Origin of the sequence: Methanosarcina barkeri MS (genome assembly GCF_000970025.1) — an archaeon.
Taxonomy (GTDB): Archaea; Halobacteriota; Methanosarcinia; order Methanosarcinales; family Methanosarcinaceae; genus Methanosarcina; species Methanosarcina barkeri.
Map to the genome: position 1 here is coordinate 344,791 of NZ_CP009528.1, position 18,955 is coordinate 363,745.

General features: G+C 38.6%; 20 protein-coding genes and 1 pseudogene. 9 read left to right on the forward strand and 12 right to left on the reverse strand.

The genetic code is table 11. From position 1 onward, the window contains the following. Positions 1-115: 115 nt before the first annotated feature. On the reverse strand, positions 116-631 hold the full coding sequence (locus MSBRM_RS01545; RefSeq protein ID WP_048120380.1) for a deoxyuridine 5'-triphosphate nucleotidohydrolase: 516 nt from the start codon (positions 629-631) through the stop codon (positions 116-118). 290 nt (positions 632-921) lie between these two features. On the opposite strand from MSBRM_RS01545, the gene MSBRM_RS01550 reads away from it, so the two are divergent. After that, positions 922-3,027 (forward strand): DUF2341 domain-containing protein, encoded by a 2,106-nt coding sequence (locus MSBRM_RS01550; RefSeq protein WP_048120378.1) that lies wholly within the window; start codon positions 922-924, stop codon positions 3,025-3,027. A gap of 173 nt (positions 3,028-3,200) precedes the next feature. Here MSBRM_RS01550 and MSBRM_RS21965 read toward each other — a convergent pair. From MSBRM_RS21965 to MSBRM_RS01560, 3 genes and pseudogenes are all read right to left on the reverse strand, one after another. Beyond that, positions 3,201-3,337 (reverse strand): annotated as a pseudogene (locus MSBRM_RS21965) (DUF4277 domain-containing protein); the annotation flags it as partial. A gap of 16 nt (positions 3,338-3,353) precedes the next feature. Further along, on the reverse strand, positions 3,354-3,536 hold the full coding sequence (locus MSBRM_RS01555; RefSeq protein WP_048102588.1) for a hypothetical protein: 183 nt from the start codon (positions 3,534-3,536) through the stop codon (positions 3,354-3,356). A 279-nt stretch (positions 3,537-3,815) separates the two neighbouring features. Continuing rightward, on the reverse strand, positions 3,816-4,061 hold the full coding sequence (locus MSBRM_RS01560) for a hypothetical protein (RefSeq protein ID WP_230628823.1): 246 nt from the start codon (positions 4,059-4,061) through the stop codon (positions 3,816-3,818). 574 nt (positions 4,062-4,635) lie between these two features. On the opposite strand from MSBRM_RS01560, the gene MSBRM_RS01565 reads away from it, so the two are divergent. Further along, positions 4,636-5,226, forward strand: a complete 591-nt coding sequence (locus MSBRM_RS01565; protein WP_268989052.1) for a flavodoxin family protein — start codon at positions 4,636-4,638, stop codon at positions 5,224-5,226. A gap of 262 nt (positions 5,227-5,488) precedes the next feature. Here the strand turns inward: MSBRM_RS01565 and MSBRM_RS01570 are convergent, their stop codons facing one another. Beyond that, a complete protein-coding gene (locus MSBRM_RS01570; RefSeq protein WP_048120375.1) occupies positions 5,489-5,950 on the reverse strand; it encodes a hypothetical protein in 462 nt (153 codons plus the stop codon). A gap of 391 nt (positions 5,951-6,341) precedes the next feature. On the opposite strand from MSBRM_RS01570, the gene msrB reads away from it, so the two are divergent. From msrB to MSBRM_RS01585, 3 genes are all read left to right on the forward strand, one after another. Continuing rightward, positions 6,342-6,788, forward strand: a complete 447-nt coding sequence (gene msrB / locus MSBRM_RS01575) for a peptide-methionine (R)-S-oxide reductase MsrB (RefSeq protein ID WP_048154249.1) — start codon at positions 6,342-6,344, stop codon at positions 6,786-6,788. Between the two features lie 75 nt (positions 6,789-6,863). Then, on the forward strand, positions 6,864-7,052 hold the full coding sequence (locus MSBRM_RS01580) for a hypothetical protein (protein ID WP_048154252.1): 189 nt from the start codon (positions 6,864-6,866) through the stop codon (positions 7,050-7,052). 115 nt (positions 7,053-7,167) lie between these two features. Next, a complete protein-coding gene (locus MSBRM_RS01585) occupies positions 7,168-7,812 on the forward strand; it encodes an HAD family hydrolase (protein ID WP_048120369.1) in 645 nt (214 codons plus the stop codon). A 1,213-nt stretch (positions 7,813-9,025) separates the two neighbouring features. Here the strand turns inward: MSBRM_RS01585 and mtaB are convergent. Together mtaB and mtaC are read right to left on the reverse strand one after the other, a co-directional pair. Beyond that, the gene (mtaB, locus tag MSBRM_RS01590) at positions 9,026-10,414 is read right to left on the reverse strand and encodes a methanol--corrinoid protein co-methyltransferase MtaB (RefSeq protein WP_048123305.1); all 1,389 of its coding nucleotides are present in this window, start codon (positions 10,412-10,414) and stop codon (positions 9,026-9,028) included. A 10-nt stretch (positions 10,415-10,424) separates the two neighbouring features. Further along, complete coding sequence (gene mtaC, locus MSBRM_RS01595; protein ID WP_048120367.1) at positions 10,425-11,201, reverse strand: methanol--corrinoid protein MtaC; 777 nt, start codon at positions 11,199-11,201, stop codon at positions 10,425-10,427. Positions 11,202-12,115: 914 nt separating this feature from the next. Here mtaC and MSBRM_RS01600 point away from each other — a divergent pair. The 3 genes from MSBRM_RS01600 (at position 12,116) to MSBRM_RS01610 (ending at position 14,645) form a co-directional block, all read left to right on the forward strand. Beyond that, a complete protein-coding gene (locus MSBRM_RS01600; protein ID WP_048120365.1) occupies positions 12,116-12,970 on the forward strand; it encodes a helix-turn-helix transcriptional regulator in 855 nt (284 codons plus the stop codon). 191 nt (positions 12,971-13,161) lie between these two features. Continuing rightward, positions 13,162-13,953, forward strand: coding sequence for a helix-turn-helix transcriptional regulator (locus MSBRM_RS01605; RefSeq protein ID WP_048120363.1), 792 nt, complete (start codon positions 13,162-13,164; stop codon positions 13,951-13,953). A gap of 215 nt (positions 13,954-14,168) precedes the next feature. Next, on the forward strand, positions 14,169-14,645 hold the full coding sequence (locus MSBRM_RS01610; protein ID WP_048154254.1) for a DNA-deoxyinosine glycosylase: 477 nt from the start codon (positions 14,169-14,171) through the stop codon (positions 14,643-14,645). Between the two features lie 99 nt (positions 14,646-14,744). On the opposite strand, the gene MSBRM_RS01615 is transcribed toward MSBRM_RS01610, so the two are convergent. The 5 genes from MSBRM_RS01615 to MSBRM_RS20975 all read right to left on the reverse strand — a co-directional run bounded on the left by MSBRM_RS01615 (position 14,745) and on the right by MSBRM_RS20975 (position 18,319). Further along, on the reverse strand, positions 14,745-14,924 hold the full coding sequence (locus MSBRM_RS01615; RefSeq protein WP_048120359.1) for a 4Fe-4S binding protein: 180 nt from the start codon (positions 14,922-14,924) through the stop codon (positions 14,745-14,747). A gap of 352 nt (positions 14,925-15,276) precedes the next feature. Then, positions 15,277-17,205 (reverse strand): SWIM zinc finger family protein, encoded by a 1,929-nt coding sequence (locus MSBRM_RS01620; RefSeq protein WP_048154257.1) that lies wholly within the window; start codon positions 17,203-17,205, stop codon positions 15,277-15,279. Between the two features lie 435 nt (positions 17,206-17,640). Then, positions 17,641-17,826 carry a hypothetical protein gene (locus MSBRM_RS20965; RefSeq protein WP_230669000.1) on the reverse strand — a complete coding sequence of 62 codons (186 nt, stop codon included), beginning with the start codon at positions 17,824-17,826 and terminating at the stop codon, positions 17,641-17,643. After that, a complete protein-coding gene (locus MSBRM_RS20970; RefSeq protein ID WP_230628821.1) occupies positions 17,823-18,044 on the reverse strand; it encodes a hypothetical protein in 222 nt (73 codons plus the stop codon). Before MSBRM_RS20970 ends, MSBRM_RS20965 begins: the two co-directional genes overlap by 4 nt. Next, a complete protein-coding gene (locus tag MSBRM_RS20975; RefSeq protein WP_230669002.1) occupies positions 18,044-18,319 on the reverse strand; it encodes a hypothetical protein in 276 nt (91 codons plus the stop codon). Before MSBRM_RS20975 ends, MSBRM_RS20970 begins: the two co-directional genes overlap by 1 nt. Positions 18,320-18,723: 404 nt before the next feature. On the opposite strand from MSBRM_RS20975, the gene MSBRM_RS19895 reads away from it, so the two are divergent. Then, positions 18,724-18,882: a hypothetical protein gene (locus tag MSBRM_RS19895; protein WP_155396504.1), complete on the forward strand. Its 159-nt coding sequence runs from the start codon at positions 18,724-18,726 to the stop codon at positions 18,880-18,882. Positions 18,883-18,955 lie beyond the last annotated feature (73 nt).

An 18,955-nucleotide genomic window follows, 5' to 3' on the forward strand; every position in this document is an offset into this window, starting at 1 on the left:
AGAAGGTTATTTTATATGCAATTTTTCCTCTTTCCGAGGAAAAATTGCTTTTACCAAAGCTATGGCTGAATAGTTACAAAAAAGTATAGAAAAAACTTAAACGTTTTTTAATGACTTATTTTGTATTTTCGTTCTGATAAATCCCTGAATACCCTTTTTCTACTTCAGCTTCCAGAGTATAGAATAAAAGCTGCATAATTCTGGCATCTTTTTTTAGCCTGAAGCCTGCAGTGTTATAAACCACCAGCATCGACTCGCTGCGACCTCTGTATCCTGCATCCCATACCGCGGTTTCAAGAGTAGCTCCGCAGCGAATAAGAGTTGACCGCGGCTTTGCAATCGCAGCCAGATTCATGGGAATATTCACAATCTCATTGAATAGTACCTTGTAAATCCCCTCAGGCAGGTGAATCCAACCATCATCCCCAAATTCAAGTTTTTTCCCATCTGGAAGCTTTCTTTCAGAATTATCAAAATCCACAGCTCCAGAACCTTCTATTGTTTTTACTTCTTTAAGGGTAAGCTCAAGTCCGTTAGGCTGGATCTGGGTTTCTATATCAATGGCATTTTCAAGCAAAGGAGGTTTTGCCTGTATAAGTTTTCTCAGTTCGGTGCTGGATAGAAGCGTCATCGGAACTGTAATTGCAAAGATTCTTTATTACTGTTTCGGATTTCATGTTATGGTTTTATCCTTATCTGGATATTATTCTTTTTTATTTCTTAATTTAGTTACTAACATTATTATTTTTATTATTCTTTTACAAATATTATTCTCATTATTATTTTAGACACGAATTTATGAAAAGATTTATTCTTATCAATAAATAATCACTACCTATCAAGAAATTCATAATCGTTACCTATCATGAATTCATACTAATGCTCAATCGAGTTTAATAAAGGGCTTGCGAGAGGCTTCTAATGATGACAAAAAGATATACTGCATACGTGATTTTCTCTGTATTTTTCATATTCTTATTAACAGGTTGTGCCCTGGCTGCCACGGGCGGCACGTCAGGTATTTCCACAAAAGATAATTCATGGAATAGCTCCACGGAAATCCTAATTACTGAGAACGCTGGTAAAGACCTGCAAGAGTACCCTGTTGCTGTTGTTTTGAACTCTTCGAATTTTAACTTTTCAGAGGCAAAAATTGATGGCTCTGACCTTCGATTCTCCTCCGAAAATCGAACACTCAATTACTGGATTGAAACCTGGGACCCTGAAAACGAGGAAGCTCTTATCTGGGTCAGGCTTACGTCTCTTTCTGCGAATCAAACCACTAAGATTCTTATGAGGTATGGGAACCCTGTGGCTGAAGCCGTAAGCAGTGGAGAAAAAACTTTTGACTATTTTGATGATTTTGAGGGCAATTACCTTAACGAACTTGACTGGAATGCTGAAAGTGCGGGAGGAGGACTGGTCGAGGTTAAAAACGGGATCTGTAACGTCTCGGCTCCCAAGGTCCATGCCTATGATTCATCCACGATCTACAGCAAAAAAAGTTTTGAGATCAATTCTATATTTGTGGTCAAAAGAATGAAAGTCACCACAGGTAAGGATAATAGAGGGCCTGTGCTGCAACAGGGTTTCATAGACAAGATAGACAACAAAAAAAATGAAATCAAGCATGAGACCGAGCTTGCCAATGAAAGTCGAGTGAATCTGGAAACAATTTACGGGAAGCAAAAAAAGAATTTCTATGATCTTACTGATGTCAATGTTCCTGAAGGAGAATGGTATGTCTCAGGACTTGCCTGGTATGAAGAGAACAATACTCGCAAGATATCCTGGTTTAAAAATGGTGTCCGTGATCCGAGAATGGACTTCGTCTCAAATGATTCCGTAACCAATTCCCCAATGCATGTTTACCTGTATGCTGCTTCTTACAAGGATTCTTCGAAGAATACAGGCTATATGGCAGTAGATTATGTGCTGGTTCGAAAATTTGTTGGAGAAGAACCCACAGCGAAGATTATTTCAGTTCAGAAAGAAGGTAATTCTTCAGAAAGCGTTTCTGAAAATCACTCTGGAAACTCTTTGGGAAATTCTTCAGGTGGCACCTCTGAACAGAGTATCTCTGAAAACAACTCTGAAAATCACTCTGAAAACGTCTCTGAAGATAACTTTGAATATAGCTTTAAAAACAGCTCTGAAAACATTTCCGAGCCTCAAACCGCGGTTGGACCCAGACCGAATTCCGAAACTTCCGGAATCAGGCTTTCTTCCCCGTACGAGTTCAATTTCTCTGCCCTTGTAAATGAACTGAATTCCTCAGGAATAGACACGATTTTCCTCAGCGTAGACAACGAAGATGTATGGCAGTATGAACGTTTTGTGAAAATGGCTCATGAAAAGGGGATTTCCGTGCATGCCGTGCTTCTGGAAGATGTAAATTGCACAAAAAAAGGAGCTGGTAACCTCTGCCAGAATACTCTGAACACAGTACTTGATTATAATGAAAAATCCCTTGCTCCCTTTGATGGGATTGATATCGATGTAAACTCTTCTGCCTGGGAAAGCTCTGAGGAAAACGCAATCGATTACAGGACACTGTTTGAAACAGCCGATGAAGAGACTAAAGAAAACGTATCCATCTCAGCAAGCCTTCCGCTTAATTATAATGCGTCGCAAATCAAGGAAATCGCTCCTTTTGTTGATTTCTTTATTATCAAGGCTTATCCCGGCGAAAATAAAAAGCTTAATTCCGTTTCCAACATTGTTGACGCCGTTGCTCTGGAAATGGGAGAAATAAGAGGTGCAGGCTCAAGAGGAATAATAGAAATCTCTGTGGAAGAAGACTTTAAGGATAAATATTCAATACAGCAGCTTTTTACCGGCCTGGCAGACTATTATTCCAATGATTCGGCTTTTCTGGGAGTCTCGATTTTCAATTACAATACCTATAAAGGACTGCCTCAAACACAAACAGAAGAGAAGGAGTTTCCAATTCCCGGATTTAACACCCTCACAGTGATTCTTGCGGGGCTTGGAGCTTTTGCCCTTTTAAATGGAAAGAAAAGTTAAGAGCCGATCATGAAAGTCAGTAATATATATTGAAAAGTTACCAGGGCTTACGTTACCAGGACTTACGCGGTTTAAACGAAAACTCAATAGAATTAAACCTTCAACTACCTAAAATATGCCTTTAGCCGCAGCGTCTATTGAGCTTGAGTTTTCACATTCAGTGCGTAAGTCCTAATGTCATCATTAAGGTATTTTCCAATGACACCTTTTCCCGGTAACCTTTCAGCGGGTAAGTTTTCAAAAAAAGCAGGAATAGGTAAAGACGACGCTCGGTAAACCCTAAACTGTTAATGTACATTGCCTTAAGAACATAAAATAACTATAAGTCATATTATTTCGCGGCTTACCGGCGTAACTGAAAACCAGCGTACATTTCTAAGTGGGATATGCCGGTTTTTGTTGTCATTCAACATCATCCATAGAAGATCTAAACCAAATCTAACTTCTGTGCAGTCAAATGACTCATAATAGCCATCCATCCACCTGACATTTACTTTTATATTAGTCATATAGCCGACCTCCTTATCACATTTTATATGACGAAACGTAAAACCCCTTAGTTTTAGCTCAGGGAATATAAGCGTCGACTTCCTCACGTTCTCTCGTTATGGATTCTGTAAACTTACCTGTATTATTAACATTAATATGTTTTATAAATAGACACCACAACCCAAAATATGAAAACCAAGTTGAGGGAGTTGGAGAACAGAATATCTCTCATACCTGGACGTCAACAAATTTCGACGTTGTAATAAATTTTAATATTGTTATTCTGTTGAATTTATTTTTTATTTCATCATTTCTTGTACCTTTCGAATATCAACTATGGCTTTTTTCTTTAACTCGATCATCTTTTCCTCATTAATTACTTCATTTTCCATCCATTGTGTCATGATCTCCATTCTCATTATCATAACTTTCTTTTTCTGTTCTTCAGTTAGAAGTCCCCATATTTCAGTCATAAGTTCCACAATAGCAGGCATCGCTCCAGCATGCATCATTGTGTGCGATCCCATTGAATGTCCTTTGTCCATGTTTACTTACCCCCTTTAATGAAATTTATAAAACAAAATTTTGATAACGTCTATGATATCATATATGATACAATTATTATTTTTAGAGACTTTAATCTCTTCTGGAATCACCAAACTTTACCATTGATTCCGCTAGCGATTAACTGCAATTAATCAAAAGTGAAGAAAATGATAGAAAGTCTCGATTTCAAATTGTATCACCTGAAGTTTAGTATTTTAATGAATATAACACTAAGAGAAATATAAATACGGAATGAATATTAATCGAGGGTCAAAATCATAGTATGCCTAACTCAAAAAAGAGTAAGACTGCTCGGAGAGAAGCTCATATTATGGCAAACTTTTGATCTGAAGCTCAATTTCCAAAAATATATGCCTATTCTTCAATTTTAGGACTTAAGCGCTTGAAGTACAAAATCAAGCACTTTCTATGTCTTTATTCCGAACTTCTATATGAATTTATAATTTTTTTAAAGAAGAGATACTTTTTTATGTTTATCAATCATTTATACTTTTGTTATACTGTTTAAATTTTTAACTTTCTAAACTCTTCAACGGGGGTCTTAACATTAAAATTCTTGGATTGGTGGGTAGTCCTAATATCAATGGAAACACTGCAAAGCTTGTAAATGCGATTCTCGACGGAGCTGCCGAAAAAGGCGCAGAAAAAGTAATTTACAATTTATCATCTCTAAATATTAAAGGTTGTGACGCCTGTTTCAGATGCCAGGAATCAGGTTGCTGTGCAATAGACGATGACATGCAGGAACTTTACCACGAAATCCAGACTGCAGATACTATTGTACTCGGCTCTCCTGTTTATATGTGGCAGATGACTGCCCAGACTAAACTCTTAATTGACCGCCTGATAGCCTTCTTAAAACCTGATTTTTCAAGCAGGCTTGATAATAAAAAACTGATCCTTGTGTTTTCCCAGGGCAGTTCGGACAGGGACGCCTTCAAGCCATATTTTGAATACACAGCCGGTCTTCTCTACTATCTCGGCTTTGATGTCCTGGAAATGGTTATTGCGGCAGGTACGGATAATCTAAAAGTCTCATTCAGGCCCAAGCTGCTTGAAAACGCAAGAGAACTCGGAAGTTTGGTCTCGACTTCCTCTCTTACGGTTCCAGAGTTTAGAAAAGGTGAGTCAAGCCTGGCCTAACTTCTTTTATTTTTTTAGTTTAATTTTTTATGTTCTTGGTATTTACTTCTCTAAATTTATTTAATTAATTTAAATCTGTTTTACTCACTTTAAATCTCTTTTTCCCTTATGGTTAAGAAAAACTGTTTTTCAATTATTTGAGCGGATTGATTTATTGTAATCTCCTGAAATGTACTTAAAAGGATTAATTTTGCAAAATTGCATTTATTAAAGGATTTTACGAGCATATAGTCTTAAATAAATCAGATTAAAATGTTAACCTTTAAAATAATATTTTACTGAAAAAGAGCTTGAAGATTACGAGGATCAGAATAAAAAGTCCAAATCCCATCTTGATGAGCGCTTTCCCACGCTCAATGGGCTCTTTTTTGGCTTTAACCGCTCCATAGCAGACCTGACCCACTCCAATTCCGGAGGGAAAAACCAGCGGCCACATATAGATCCAGCTTTGCAGGTTTCCTGTTACGCGCTGATAAAAAAGAACAAAGCCGAGCATGTTAAGAGTCCAGCTCAAAGAAGCAAGCCATTCTCCTAGTTTACTTTCTGATTCCATAGCTGTAGCAAAGAAAAACATTCCCATTACTAGAAAATAAAAAGGTAGAGTAAACTTTCCAGGGTTAATTTGTTTAAAAACGATAACTGCAAAAATTGCTGCAAGAAGCATAAAGATAAGTGCAGCAACTATTATACTATGGTCTTTTCTCCCTGTCAGATTCTCTCCCATGCTACCCCAAGCCAACAGGTTTTATTTCATAATATTTATTTATGTAATTATAATATAATATACTATAATATATTATATTATATTATATTATATTATATTATATTATATTGTATTATATTATATTATATTATATTATAATTAATTCACTATAATTATACTCCTCATTTGATTCTCGATTTTAACATTCAATTTTTATCATTTTACTTCACGTATATAATTTAATTATTAAATTTATATAATAATAACAATAATACTAATAATAATTTTTCCAATTACTCCAATATGCAATTTTACCATTGACTTTGCTTTCAAACTAATAATTGATCTTTGCGGACTCGAACAATAGTAATATCGCTGGAACAACTAACTCATATACAAAGGGGGTTCACAAATGGCACAGAAAATGATTGAAAAATCTGAAGAAGAATGGAAAAAAGTACTTACGCCTGAACAATATCATGTCCTGCGGCAGAAGGGTACGGAAAGGCCCTTTTCCGGCAACCTGTACTATAACAAGGAAAAAGGAGTTTACACCTGTGCTGCCTGTGGGCAGGAACTCTTTTCTTCGGACACCAAATTTGAGTCCGGAACTGGCTGGCCAAGTTTCTATGATGTTATTTCCAGTGACAGGGTAAGGCTCAAAGAAGACACCAGCTATTTCATGAACAGGATAGAAGTAGTCTGTTCCCGTTGTGGAAGCCACTTGGGCCATGTATTTGAAGACGGACCTGTACCAACCGGAAAACGCTACTGCATTAACACCGTTTCTCTTAATTTCAAGAAAGAAGGAGAAGAAGACAAACAAGGCGGAGAAAGAAGTAAAAAGAGTAGAAAGTAAAGTTCAACAAGCCAAATCTTGTGATTTATAAGTTGATTTATAAGTTTATAGATTGGGGAGAGGAGACTCAAATACTTGAAACCAGCAAAAATATACTTTGAAATAATTGGATTTTTTGTCTTCTTAATTTCCTATATTTTATTTTTCAATATATTATTTTCTATTAAGGAATTAGGAGCCTCGATTTATGTTCCGGGCACACTCCTTTTTGCCCTCTTAGGATATTGGCTGGGAGGGATCCTGTACGAAAAGTATTTAAAATGAAAAACTGCTCAAAAAATAATCAGGTTATCACAATCTAATAAATCTCTATATAGAGATTTTATAAAACTTTATTTTTCATAATATTTATTATAGATTATAACAATCTATTAAATAGATGTTAAAAGCAATAATTTTTGATGTGGATGGAGTTCTTATAGATTCCATGAGTTTCCAGGCCGATGCCTGGGTTAAAACCTTCAAGGAAGTTGGTATTAACATTACCAATGAAGACATTTATGAGCTCGAAGGCTCAAACAACAAAAGATTAATTAAATCAATTTTTGAAAAGGCCGAAAAAGAACCTGAACCCTGGCATTTCGAGAAACTGCCTGAAAAGAAACGTGAGGTTCTCGAATTTGATCGGATAAAACCTTATGAAGGCATCCAATACTGTATTAAGGCATTGAAACGGTATTTCAAGCTCGCTCTGGTCTCAGGATCGCATAATGATACAGTAAATAAAGTTGTCAATAAGTATTTCTCTAACTGTTTTGATGTCATAATTACCGGGAGTGACCTTGAGCATGGGAAACCGGCCCCGGACCCTTACCTCAAGGCCCTTGAAAAACTTGACCTGACAAAAAACGAGTGCATGGTAATTGAAAATGCACCTCTGGGGATAACTGCTGCCAAGAGGGCGGGGCTTTACTGTGTTGCAGTTACGGGTATGCTTGAACCTGAAAAGATAGAGCATGCGGATCTCGTGCTCGAAAACCATGCTGCCCTTTTCAAGTATCTGAAGGGTCTCATTCCAAAATGATATTCCAAAATGATATTCCAAAATGATATTCCAAAATGATCATGGTTTTTCCTGGTCGTTTCCTTAATTCTGCTGAATTTGTAGAAATGTTGCGGAAACTGGTCACATGGAATTCTGTAACACGGAAAATGAAAACGGTCTCAGCGTAATTCAATCTGGATATTACAACCACGAAAAACATGAAAACCACGGAAAAACAGTGTCCTTGCTACTTATTTCCATGTCTTTCGTGCTTTCAGTGGTTTTCAAAAAATTCATTTTTGACATCCTTTAGAATCAATGTACTAGTAATGTATATCAAAATCAGTATGTAAACTGAGCATTCGCAAAGCTAATCATTTTGAGTACTTATTTTATACACAACCTTAACGTTCTCCTAGAAAAACAGATTAAATATGAAACTTATAACTCTAAAACGCTCATTTTAAAAATTAGAAATTAAAGGAAGAAAGAGTAACATGGGAGAGTTATTTAAACTCCTTATTGATGGCACGGTTTTTGGTCTGTTCGTATATTTTTTGCCCCACGCTACTAATTATTGATACTCTTCTCATGTATATATGTTTTTTCTTTTTTTCTATATAATTATTAAATTAGATATATTCTTATGTTTTAAAAATATATTTTGTTCTTTATCTGAGAATATATTTTGTTCCTCAAACTTAATTTTACTATATTTTGACCTTACCTATCTTATTTTTACCATTTTATTCTATATATCCATTTCTTTTTTTATCAGTTTATTAATTAGGAAAACATCTCGCCCGGCTTCCACAAGCCTTATTATAAGTTGCTTGACTGTAAGCCTTTTCAAAAAAAGCTTGAGCGAAAAACCAATTAACGAAGTGGTCAGCTTGATCACAAGCCTTTTCAAAAAAGGCTTGAGCGAAAAACCAATTAACGAAGTGGTCAGCGTGATCAAATGGCTCAACGGTTAAGGCTCAACGATTACAGGTCAATGGTTGTGGCAAAAATCTTTTCAAAAAAAGCTTGAGCGAAAACATCGTTCAGGCGTGGTCAAGCGAGGAGACGAGTGCGATTATAAATTTTATGAATAAAAGGGCAAGCACTTACATGCAAAATTGAATTACACATAAATATAGAACGGGAAAAACGGCAAAACCATGCAAAACCAGGATAATACGAAACTTTAAGGATTTTGTGGACTCGAAGCAAATTTAAAAAAGAAAAAAAGAGAAATGGAGAGTTCGGCTTATAAGCCGTAGTTCTCCTCCGGCAGGAAGACTTTAACTTCATTCTTGTATTTTGTAAGACAGTCATCCATGAACTTGTCCATGTCGTCTGGGAGAGCTTCGAGGGCTGCCTTTGCGTCTGCGAGAGCTTTGGTTTCGAATCTGGAAAGCTCGAGCTTGCCGGCTGCACCTTCTTCGACAATGTTGCAGCATTCGACTGCAGCATTCTTTGCTCTGAGGTAAATGTTGTCTCCGTCCTTGACAATCGACTGACCTACTCTGTATGCGTTGTCGTATGCAAGCATATAGGCCTGTGGGTCTCTGTATCTGTCGGAGAGCATCATAAGGTCCCTGAGAACTTTGTCATTCTTGGTTTCAAGAGCAGTGTTCATGAGAGCACAGTCGTATGCGAGGGTTTCGGACCAGCACTGAACAGTTGTACCACCGAATTCACCGTGATACTCAACAGACTCGTTGGACCAGCAGTCACAGCACTGCATGACCAGGTTACCCATTACATCAGAGTGAGCACAGGTTGAGGTTTTACCTTCCATGGTCATCGGCATACCTGTGATGGCTTTGACGATAATGTTTTCATATCCGCAGTCTTTTCCGGGTCCTACTGCACCTGCTTCGTATGCAACGAGAGATCTTGGAGCAGAGATTGCCCTTGCGATAACTGCGATGGTATGGGCCAGGTTCTTGTTGAGCAGCCCACCACCAATGAACATTGCAGTGTTTGCCTGTGCACAGTCTGTATCACCTGCAGAAACAGTGCCGGTCTTCTTTGCAATGTTGGAAATGTCGGTCCAGATCATTTCCATATCAATGGAGCCGAGACAACCAATTGAGTAGAGTAGACCTGGGATATCGTTCCTGAGAACTGCATAGTCGAAAACTTCCTTACCACCCATGCTCTCTACGGAAAGCAGGTCTGCACCATTCTCAGCACACTGTTCGAATGCCTCAAGGAAGACAGAGTATTTGTCACCTCTAAGCTGCGGGAATTCTCTGTTCTCACGGATGTCACCAATGGTGTGGCGGAGTGCGCACTTTATGCCATATTCATCGTGGTATTTCTCCATAATGGTTTTCTGGGCATGTGCAACTTCTGCTCCCCAGGAGGGGTTGTTGGACATCTGCTGAACGTGTTCGGTTTCAAGGATAATTGCTGGGAAACCAACCTGCACCATTCTCTCCATAACGTCAGTGGTGATCCTCTCATATTCCTTTATGAGCTTTTCTTTGGATGCACCAGCTTCAGGTCTTGGAGCATAATTAATTTCAGGAATAGTGTAACCTGCACCAATTTCGAGGTCAAGACCTGCCTTTACAGGGTACTTGGATACGCCGAAAGTCATTTCGTCTGCGTTTGCGTATGCCATTGAAGTGTATCTTTTTGCTGCCATTTTACTCACCTCAGTGCTTGTGGAATTCATCTCTTAGTTCTTTGATACCTGTAGCTCCTGCAATGATTGCGTCAGCAATCTTTGGAGCGTCAGCGGCTTCTTCTCCATATACACCAAGTTCAAACTGGGATACGAAGTCCTGATTAACTGCGCCGCCACCGCATGCGAATGGAATCTTGATTCCATTTTCAAGGAGCATGTCATTAACTTCCTTGAATGCATACATGGTAGTTGTCATGAGGGCAGTACCTGTGAGCATAATTGGCTTCTCTTTTTGAACTGCAGCGAGAACTTCTTCTGCAGGTACGTCCCTTCCAAGGTCAACTACATTGTAGCCATTTGCCCTGAGTAGAGCGGTAACGATGTTCTTCCCAATGTCGTGAACGTCACCTTCTGCGACGTGGCAGACAACGGTTCCTTTGGTTTTAGGAGTAGCACTAGAGTTTTCCTTACAATATTCGATACCTTCAAGCATGGCATCAGCAGACATCATGACATTAGGGAGGAAAATTACACCTTCGTCATAAAGTCTTATGACAACGCCCATACCGATCATGAGAGCGTCATCGATAAGAGCAATTGGGTCTTTACCAGCTTCGATTGCAGCCTGGAGACCCTCGATAACGTCATCTTCTTCTCCTTCGAAGATGGCCTTTGCGATCGGGTAGATAAGTTCGTCTTTAGGATAGAGCTCTTCTGCGGCTTCTTCAGGCGTCAATGCCTTTTCCAGAGCCACGTTGTATCTGGTTAAAACCTTTTTCAGACTTGCCTCTGTAAAGTCCAACATATTTTTAAACCTCCGTTTTGGTTTTTAGCAAAAAGGTCGCTACCGTTTCCGGGTCTGCAGTCCCGGACATGTTCGGTGTCGTGGGTTTCCGGCTTTACCTACGTGAAGTCTTTTCTTTCGAGGATATTCAGCCCTGAAAAAATCTACAATTTATCCTTTCTACAGGACACTGTCTCCAGATTTTACTCAGAGTCTACCAGCAAAAGAATATTCTCCTTCTCACCGGAACTTTTCCTTTTTGATTAATTTGCATGTCTGCTAATGCTGACACGTCTTTACGGTATTATTAGGGGAAATTATCACATATACCATAACCGACGGAAATTTTTTTCTGGTTTTTACAAAACAAAAAGAGGTCTGAAATTTTGAATCGATTACAAAGCGTTTTACCCTAAAATATTATGCACCAGCTTTTCGGGAGATATTACCCTTAAATTTTTGAAGTAACTTTTCAAAGCATCTGAACTTTTTTTAGATTTATGAGTTTTAGATGCGTGATAAAAAACATATTGAAATAGTTTAAACAATGCAATTATTCAGATAAATCCCATCAAAAATTTCAATGATCATACTCTACTATTTCAGTTTTATACAACTTAATTATTCTGCCATTTAAGGCACTAACAACTTCAAAGTGCATCTAATGCTATCGTTTTTAAAAAAGCATAAAATTATTTTAATATTTTGTAAATTATGCTAATATGATGCTTTCACGTTTGAAATTATTAATCCAAACTCTTTTATATAAATGAATATATCGAATCTCAATATATGGCACAAACGCTTCTTCCTATTCAGGTCGTATAAAGTCAGACTGAAATTTAAATTTTTTATATCTGTCTTTGTGCGGAGACTTTAGTGTCACATGATACAGAGATTTTATATTAATACAAAACGCGATAGAAGTGGTTTGAATGCAACATGAGTTAATAGATGTAGTATTTCGTTCCCAGAAAAGAAGAGACCTCCTTTTACTCTTGGGAGAGAAACCAAGAACAATGGAAGAAATTAAGACCCTTCTTGATGTTTCTCCCACGGCTATCTTACCCCAGATCAAAAGACTTACAGACAGTGACCTTGTTATTCAAAAAAATGGCAACTATGAATTGACAGATATGGGAGATCTGGTTTTTAAAAAAGTTCAATCCCTTGTCAATGTCCTTACTTTACTCGAACGAGACAATTACTGGATTGAGCATGACCTCGGTGGGATTCCTAAGTATCTCCTTGACAGAATAGGAGACCTGAAGGATTGCAAGCTGATTGAACCCGATCCGAGCCAGATTTTTGAGCCGAGTACGGAACTTTTGGATTTCTTTTCCTCATCACGTTATCTAATGGTATTTTCGTCCTTCTACAGGCCTGAGTTCCTTCCCCTTTACACAAGGCTTGGAAGGCTGGAGTCAGATATTACCCTTATTTTCACTGAGTCGGTACTCGAAAAAATTATGCAGAATTATGAAAAGAAGATACGAAAACTTGCCACGCTGGAAAACACCGAGCTTTTTGTATGTAATGATGGGGTCAAGCTGGCTGAACTTATGGTCTCAGACCGTGGAATGATAATTTCTCTCTTTGATAGCAACGGGAGATTTTATTACGAGTATATGTCCTGTTCCGAACCTGAGGCCATAATCTGGGCAAAAGAACTTATTGAGTTCTATAAATCAAGAGCCTGGCAGATCGAGAACGAACAATGTATCGATAATTTGATTGGTACAGCCGAAAGCGAAGCTTTCCCGGAATCCATGATGTTCAGCTTGCACTGATAGATAAAGCAATCAGTTTACAAGGCTGCTTATATGCAATTTGAAAAGTAGTTTGTAGACCAGTTGGCAAGGTCGTTTATTAGGCAATTTGTAAGCGGTTGGTAAGGCAGTTTGTTTAGATGTAAACCATCATCGAATCTCCAACCAAATTTCAGAATTGCTTCAGAATCCCTTTCTGGAGGTTAAATTAAATGAGTACAGAACTTCAGTTAATAGATACAATTTTTTTTTCGGACAAGAGGAAAAATTTGCTTTTACTCCTGAAGGACGGGCCAAAGACAATTGAAGAAATTAAGAAAGGGCTTCAAGTCAGTTCCAGTCCTATAATGGCCCAGATCCGAATCCTGCTCAAAGAAGGGCTGCTGGTGCAAAAAGGAGACAGTTATTGTCTCTCTGTAAAAGGAAAGCTTATTGTCCCAAAAATGGAACCTCTTCTCTCCACTTTTCGGGTTTTCGACGAAAACCATGAATACTGGGCAAGGCAGAATTTGCGGACTCTTCCTCCTCAATTGCTGGACCGAATTGGAGAACTTGGTAGCTGTAAAGAGCTTTTACCTGGGAAGACCCATATTTTTGATTACCCTCCTGAAATTATGGACCCCCTTTACAAGTCTAGGACAGTCATGGAGATTTCTTCAATTTTCCGTCCCGGATATCCAAGTCTATATCTGGATCTTGCAAAAAGAGGTATTGAGGTCTCACTTGTCTTGGAAAGGCAAATATGTGAAAAACTAATTTCTGACTACAGGGCAGATGTGAAAGAGTTCTTAAACATGGAAAATGCGCACCTTTTTGTCTGCGACCATAAAATTGAGCTTGCTTCCAGTATTGTTACAGATCGCTTTATCTCCCTATCCATGATCTCTAAAGAAGGAAGGTACTATAACCATGAGATGGTAAGTCTTGAGAAAAGTGCCCTTGTATGGGGGCAGGAACTTTTTGACTATTACAAAGACCTGTCCGAACAAATAACTCAAATTTAATTTTTTAACCAATTTAATTTTCAAACAGTTTAGTTTCCAACTAATCTAGTTTTTTCATCAGTTTAGTTTTTCATCAGTTCAGTTTTCAATCAGTTCAGTTTTTCATCAGTTCAGTTTTTCATCAGTTCAGTTTTTCATCAGTTCAATTTTTAGCTAATTTAGTTTTTTTCGTTCCCAAAGCTTGAAATAATCTTAAGTTCCAGCTTATTTAAGCGATGAAAAAACAAGGTTTCCCACCAGTCATTGACGTAAATACTGAAATCCTGATTCTTGGGTCTCTTCCAAGCGACGTTTCTATAAGGAAGCATCAATACTACGGGCATCCGGGAAATGATTTCTGGAGACTACTTGGCAGTATTATCAGAGAAGACCTTCAGAACATGAATTATCAAAATCGGCTTGAGACCCTGAAACGCAATAAAATAGGGCTTTGGGATGTTTTCAAAGCCGGAAAAAGAGAAGGAAGCGAGGATACAAAGATAAAGGACGAAGAAATAAACCAATTTTCAATGCTGAAAGATATGACTCCGAACCTTAAGCTGGTTCTTTTTAACGGCAAGAAATCCGGAGAGTATGAACCAATTTTGAGGGTAATGGGATATGAAACAAAAGTCCTCCCTTCGTCAAGCGGAGCAAACCGGCGATCTTTACAAAGTAGAAAATCGAAATGGGAAGCAGCTTTCAAGTGTTGATCGACTTTTTTTTATTGACCAGCTTTGTACCCATTCTTCCGAATAATCGGATTTTGTTTGCAGAACCTACTTAAAATGTGGAATTCAACCTTCTCCAGGTTATTCGCTTGTTATGGCTCCATTGGGGCAGGCTTCTTCACAGGCTCCGCATTCGACACATTCATCTTCATCGACAACTGCACAACCTTCTTCCTCATCAATAACGATTGCTTCTACCGGGCACTCGTCCACGCAAGTTCCGCAGCCTGTACACTCTTCTTTATTGACTTTTGCTGGCATTTTATGGCTCCTTTATTTTTTCCAACTTCTTTTATATATTTCTTCTACTACTCTATCCAGATCAGTGCCTTAGATTAGTATTTTAAAATCACATCTGGATTTAGAGTCCAAATTAGTCTGAAGTTCAGGTAAGTCTAAAGTTCAAATAAGTCTTAAATTCAGATTAGTCTGAAGTTCAGATACGTCTTAAATTCAGGTAAGCCTGAAATCTATATGAGTCTGAAGTTCAGGTTAGCCTGAACCTATTTTTTAATTATATCATTTTATATATATAAATTTGAGTGTACAAATTTCTCACCTCATTTTACCGACAAAGTTTCTTTATACTCTTTATATTCTTTACATTCTTTTTTCATTCGCTGATAATTCGGGATTTTTCCAGCCGATTCAAAATTTCAAGCAGCTTCTTTTTGAACCTGTTGACTTCCCGAATCTGCTTAAGATATGCCTCCCACTCTTCTTTCTTTCCAATAGATTCCAGCGTCTCCTTTATTCTTCGAAGGTATATTGATGCTACTTCATAAGATCTTACTTTTGCTTTGGAAATCAAATCTTCTGCAATGTTTTTCCAGATTTCAATCGCAACCTCAGGATATTTGTCCTTTACGGCTTTCGCAATTTCTTCTTCTAAGATGGATCGTCCGGATTTCTCGGCTTCACCTTTTCTTTTTTTAAACTCTTCATACCAGTGAACTACCTCATCAGCATCATCTTCTTGAATAGCTATCTGTATCAACAGATCAAGGACAGGAGGTTTAATTTTTTTTAACGAGCTTGATTCCAGCAGCCCTGTTTTTGGGAGAGAGCCAGGAAGAATTGAAAGCTCTTCTGCAACTTCAGGCTTGTTGACTGGCAATTTTCCGTTTTTCAAATACTGGAGGGCAGACTCTCGGATTTCCTTCCATTTCCCTATTTTTTTAGCGGCTTTCTGCATCCTGATATAGCTGGACAGTTGTGGAAATTTGAAAAATTCTTCTGTTTCAAGAGCAGCTACAAAAGACCAGTTTTCCTCTATCTCGTTAATTTCAATAAGAGTTTGCAAGAGCTCGTAGGCGGTGCCAGGATCATATTCTCTCAGTTTCTTGATTCCCCTATAAATCCATTCTTCAGCTTTCTTTTTTTGCCCGGAATCGAGCAGTTCTCTAACAAGCCTTGTATAATTGCCTGTCCTTTCGGCTTCGAGCTCGGAGATCGGGATAATCTCTTCCGAATGACCAGCTTTTCTCAGGGCATCGATAAGCCTGTCAATAACATAATCCCGTTCCCAGGATGACTCGTACAGGATGTCTGTTTCTTTTTCTTTTGCGGCTTCTTGGAACCGGACTTTCAGGGCTTCTGCAAATAGCATCCACTCTTCCTGAGTATGGTCTTCTCTCCATAGAGTGGGTGCATTCAGAATGTTGTAATCGTCTTTTAGCTCAAGCTCAAGGGCGTAAAGCATTTTCTCATGTGCAGAAAGAGAGGATTGGGATAAAGCCCTGAACACTACATCTATGCAGTCGGAGATTTGTGTTCCTATATCCCCTTCGTCATATTCTTCAATTTCTTTATATCTATCCATAAGCTCTTTTCCAATATCGAGCAGCTCGTCAGGATGCCCTGAATCAAGGAGGCTTTCCAGCCGAATCTGTACCTCTGAAAAATCAGGCATTTCTTCGCCTTCGTAAGTCCAGAAATCAGAACTCTTTAATTCTCTCCATAGCTCGTCCATCTCGGAATAGATACCCCCAATAACTCTTTCCGGATTTTCAGAGGCAAGGGTCTGGCGGTCCTTCAGATATCTGCCAAGCATGTTATCTTTCTTTGCAAACGTTGTCAGTATCTCGATTAATTCCGGTTTTTCCAGCTTTTCCAGATATTCCTGGAAAATCCGTGGAGATGCCTCGGCCTCGTAGGCTTCAGAAACTCCGGCTCCTGCAAATCCTCGTCTGGATCTTTTAATAAGGATGTCTTCCTCAGTAACAACCGGCACATCTTCTCCCTGCTCAATAAGGTCAAGATATTCAAGTACGGCTGCAACTCCGTGTTTGCAGTCATGCCCGACAGGACAGGTACAGATAGAACTCAGTTTCCCGTTTTTCAGGGAAACTTCAGTGAAATACTCTATTGTTCCCTCTACCCGCGCGACTAGGCTGCATGAGGAAGTGCATTTGAGTTCTTTCACCCGCTTCTCTTCCTGATACTTGATCCCCTTTGCAGTGGCTTTTCCTCCAGCCCAATCCTGAAGGTCACTCCATTTAAGTTCCTTGAAGGTCCGGGCATTTTTGCTTTCTTCTTGCATATGTGATTATTTATATAAACGTAATATAAAAATAAACTTTAGCTTCTGTTATATAATTCAGTGTTTTAGGTGCCAGTTGCAAGCCAGCATTGCAGAGGACGAAATCTTGTTTTTTAGATGTTAACTACTAAGCTGACATAGAATTGCTGAATATCGAAGAGCTGAATATCGAAGACGGTCTCAATTACTTGTTTTTAAATCCCTATTGTGTGCCTCAATGGTGTGGAGCCGTCAGAGTTTAAGTCCGAAATTTCCTGTGTCAATCCAGTTCACTGAGATAAGAGACCAGAAATCCACTGCGAACTTACTCAGGACATATTCATAGGGCAGCCAGCCATATCCCTGATCTCCCCAGCCTGTGCCCCATGAGTTGCGAGTCAGGAAGGAACCAGTGGTTTCCTTGTTGCTTAGGTGTTTTTGATTTTCATATCATCGTCATATCCGACAGCAACGACTGTATGGCCCCATATTGCCTGTTCTTTGGGACCTGGGAAGGGGATTCCACCTTTTACCATCTGTATCGTTGAAAGAGGGAAAACCAAAGAAACCAAACATTGAAGGTATTCCTGCCGCAAGGTACTTTTTCACGCTAAAAAGAACATCTGAAGGCAGGGTGTTCATACCCTCTGTGGGTCATGGCAGAAATATTTCAGGGCTTCAAAATTATCGGCAAGCGAATATACAAAGTTCGAGGTTTCTTCATCAAAGGTTGGTTCCCCTGCCGGGCCCGGGATTTTTCTGTCAATATAAGGGTGATATTTCTCAGGAGGGGTCCCGCAAAGAACAAGGGCTGCCATAGTATCTCGGAGCCAGGCTCCGGTATCTCCTTTAACGCCCATCAGGTTTCTTGTCGTCTTGTAAACAAAAAGCCTTGATCCGTCATGTATTTTCCAAAGGCCCGACTCTGGAAGTATTCAATCACTCCTACGCTCGCGTGGGCAGTACAAGAACCCAGATCCATCTGATTTTCAATCGGTGAACACCAGCTTCTAAGATCTACCAACGTGGGCAGCTCAGGAACTTTAGATTTCTTTTTGGAGGATAGGAGACCGAGTTTTTCTGCCATTTCGGGAATTTTGGTATCTTCTATTGTTCCTTCTGTGTAATCTCTCAAGTCCGGCAATGGAGGAAGCTAAAGAAAGTCTAAAAATTCATTAGTAAATCCTTCTGGTGCCCAATTAATATATTACCCTCATCTTGTTACAACATTTTGCTTTGATAGATGACTTAAATTTGAATCGAATCCATGGAAAACTTTGTATATATTGTAATATATTTCTATATTATGGCTAACTTCCCATTGGATAGTAATATATAACAATTGATGAAACAGCAAGTATAGTGATGCACTCTTCATATACAGCATTTGAAAAGAATCAGAATACAAGCGAATATACTGAAGAATATATTACAAATTCAATAGAAGAATGTGATTTTTTAATGAAAGATACATTGTGTAAACTTAGAGATGCCATAGAATCTCTTTCACGAGATTACTTCAAAGAATAGAAAGATCAAATGTCAGTAACCGATGCTACAGCAATGCTTTCTCGTCGGAATGCGTTTATCCGTGAGTTGTCTGAAGCAAGAAATTACCTGATTGCAGAACTTGTAGGATATCGAAAGTATGTTAATGAGATGTCGAAAGAAATAGATATTATGCCGGAAACATTCTGATGAAACAGTTCAATGAAAGCCGATAAGGTCAGGACAGGAAGCATCACAAAATTTAATATTGTTGTAGAATGTG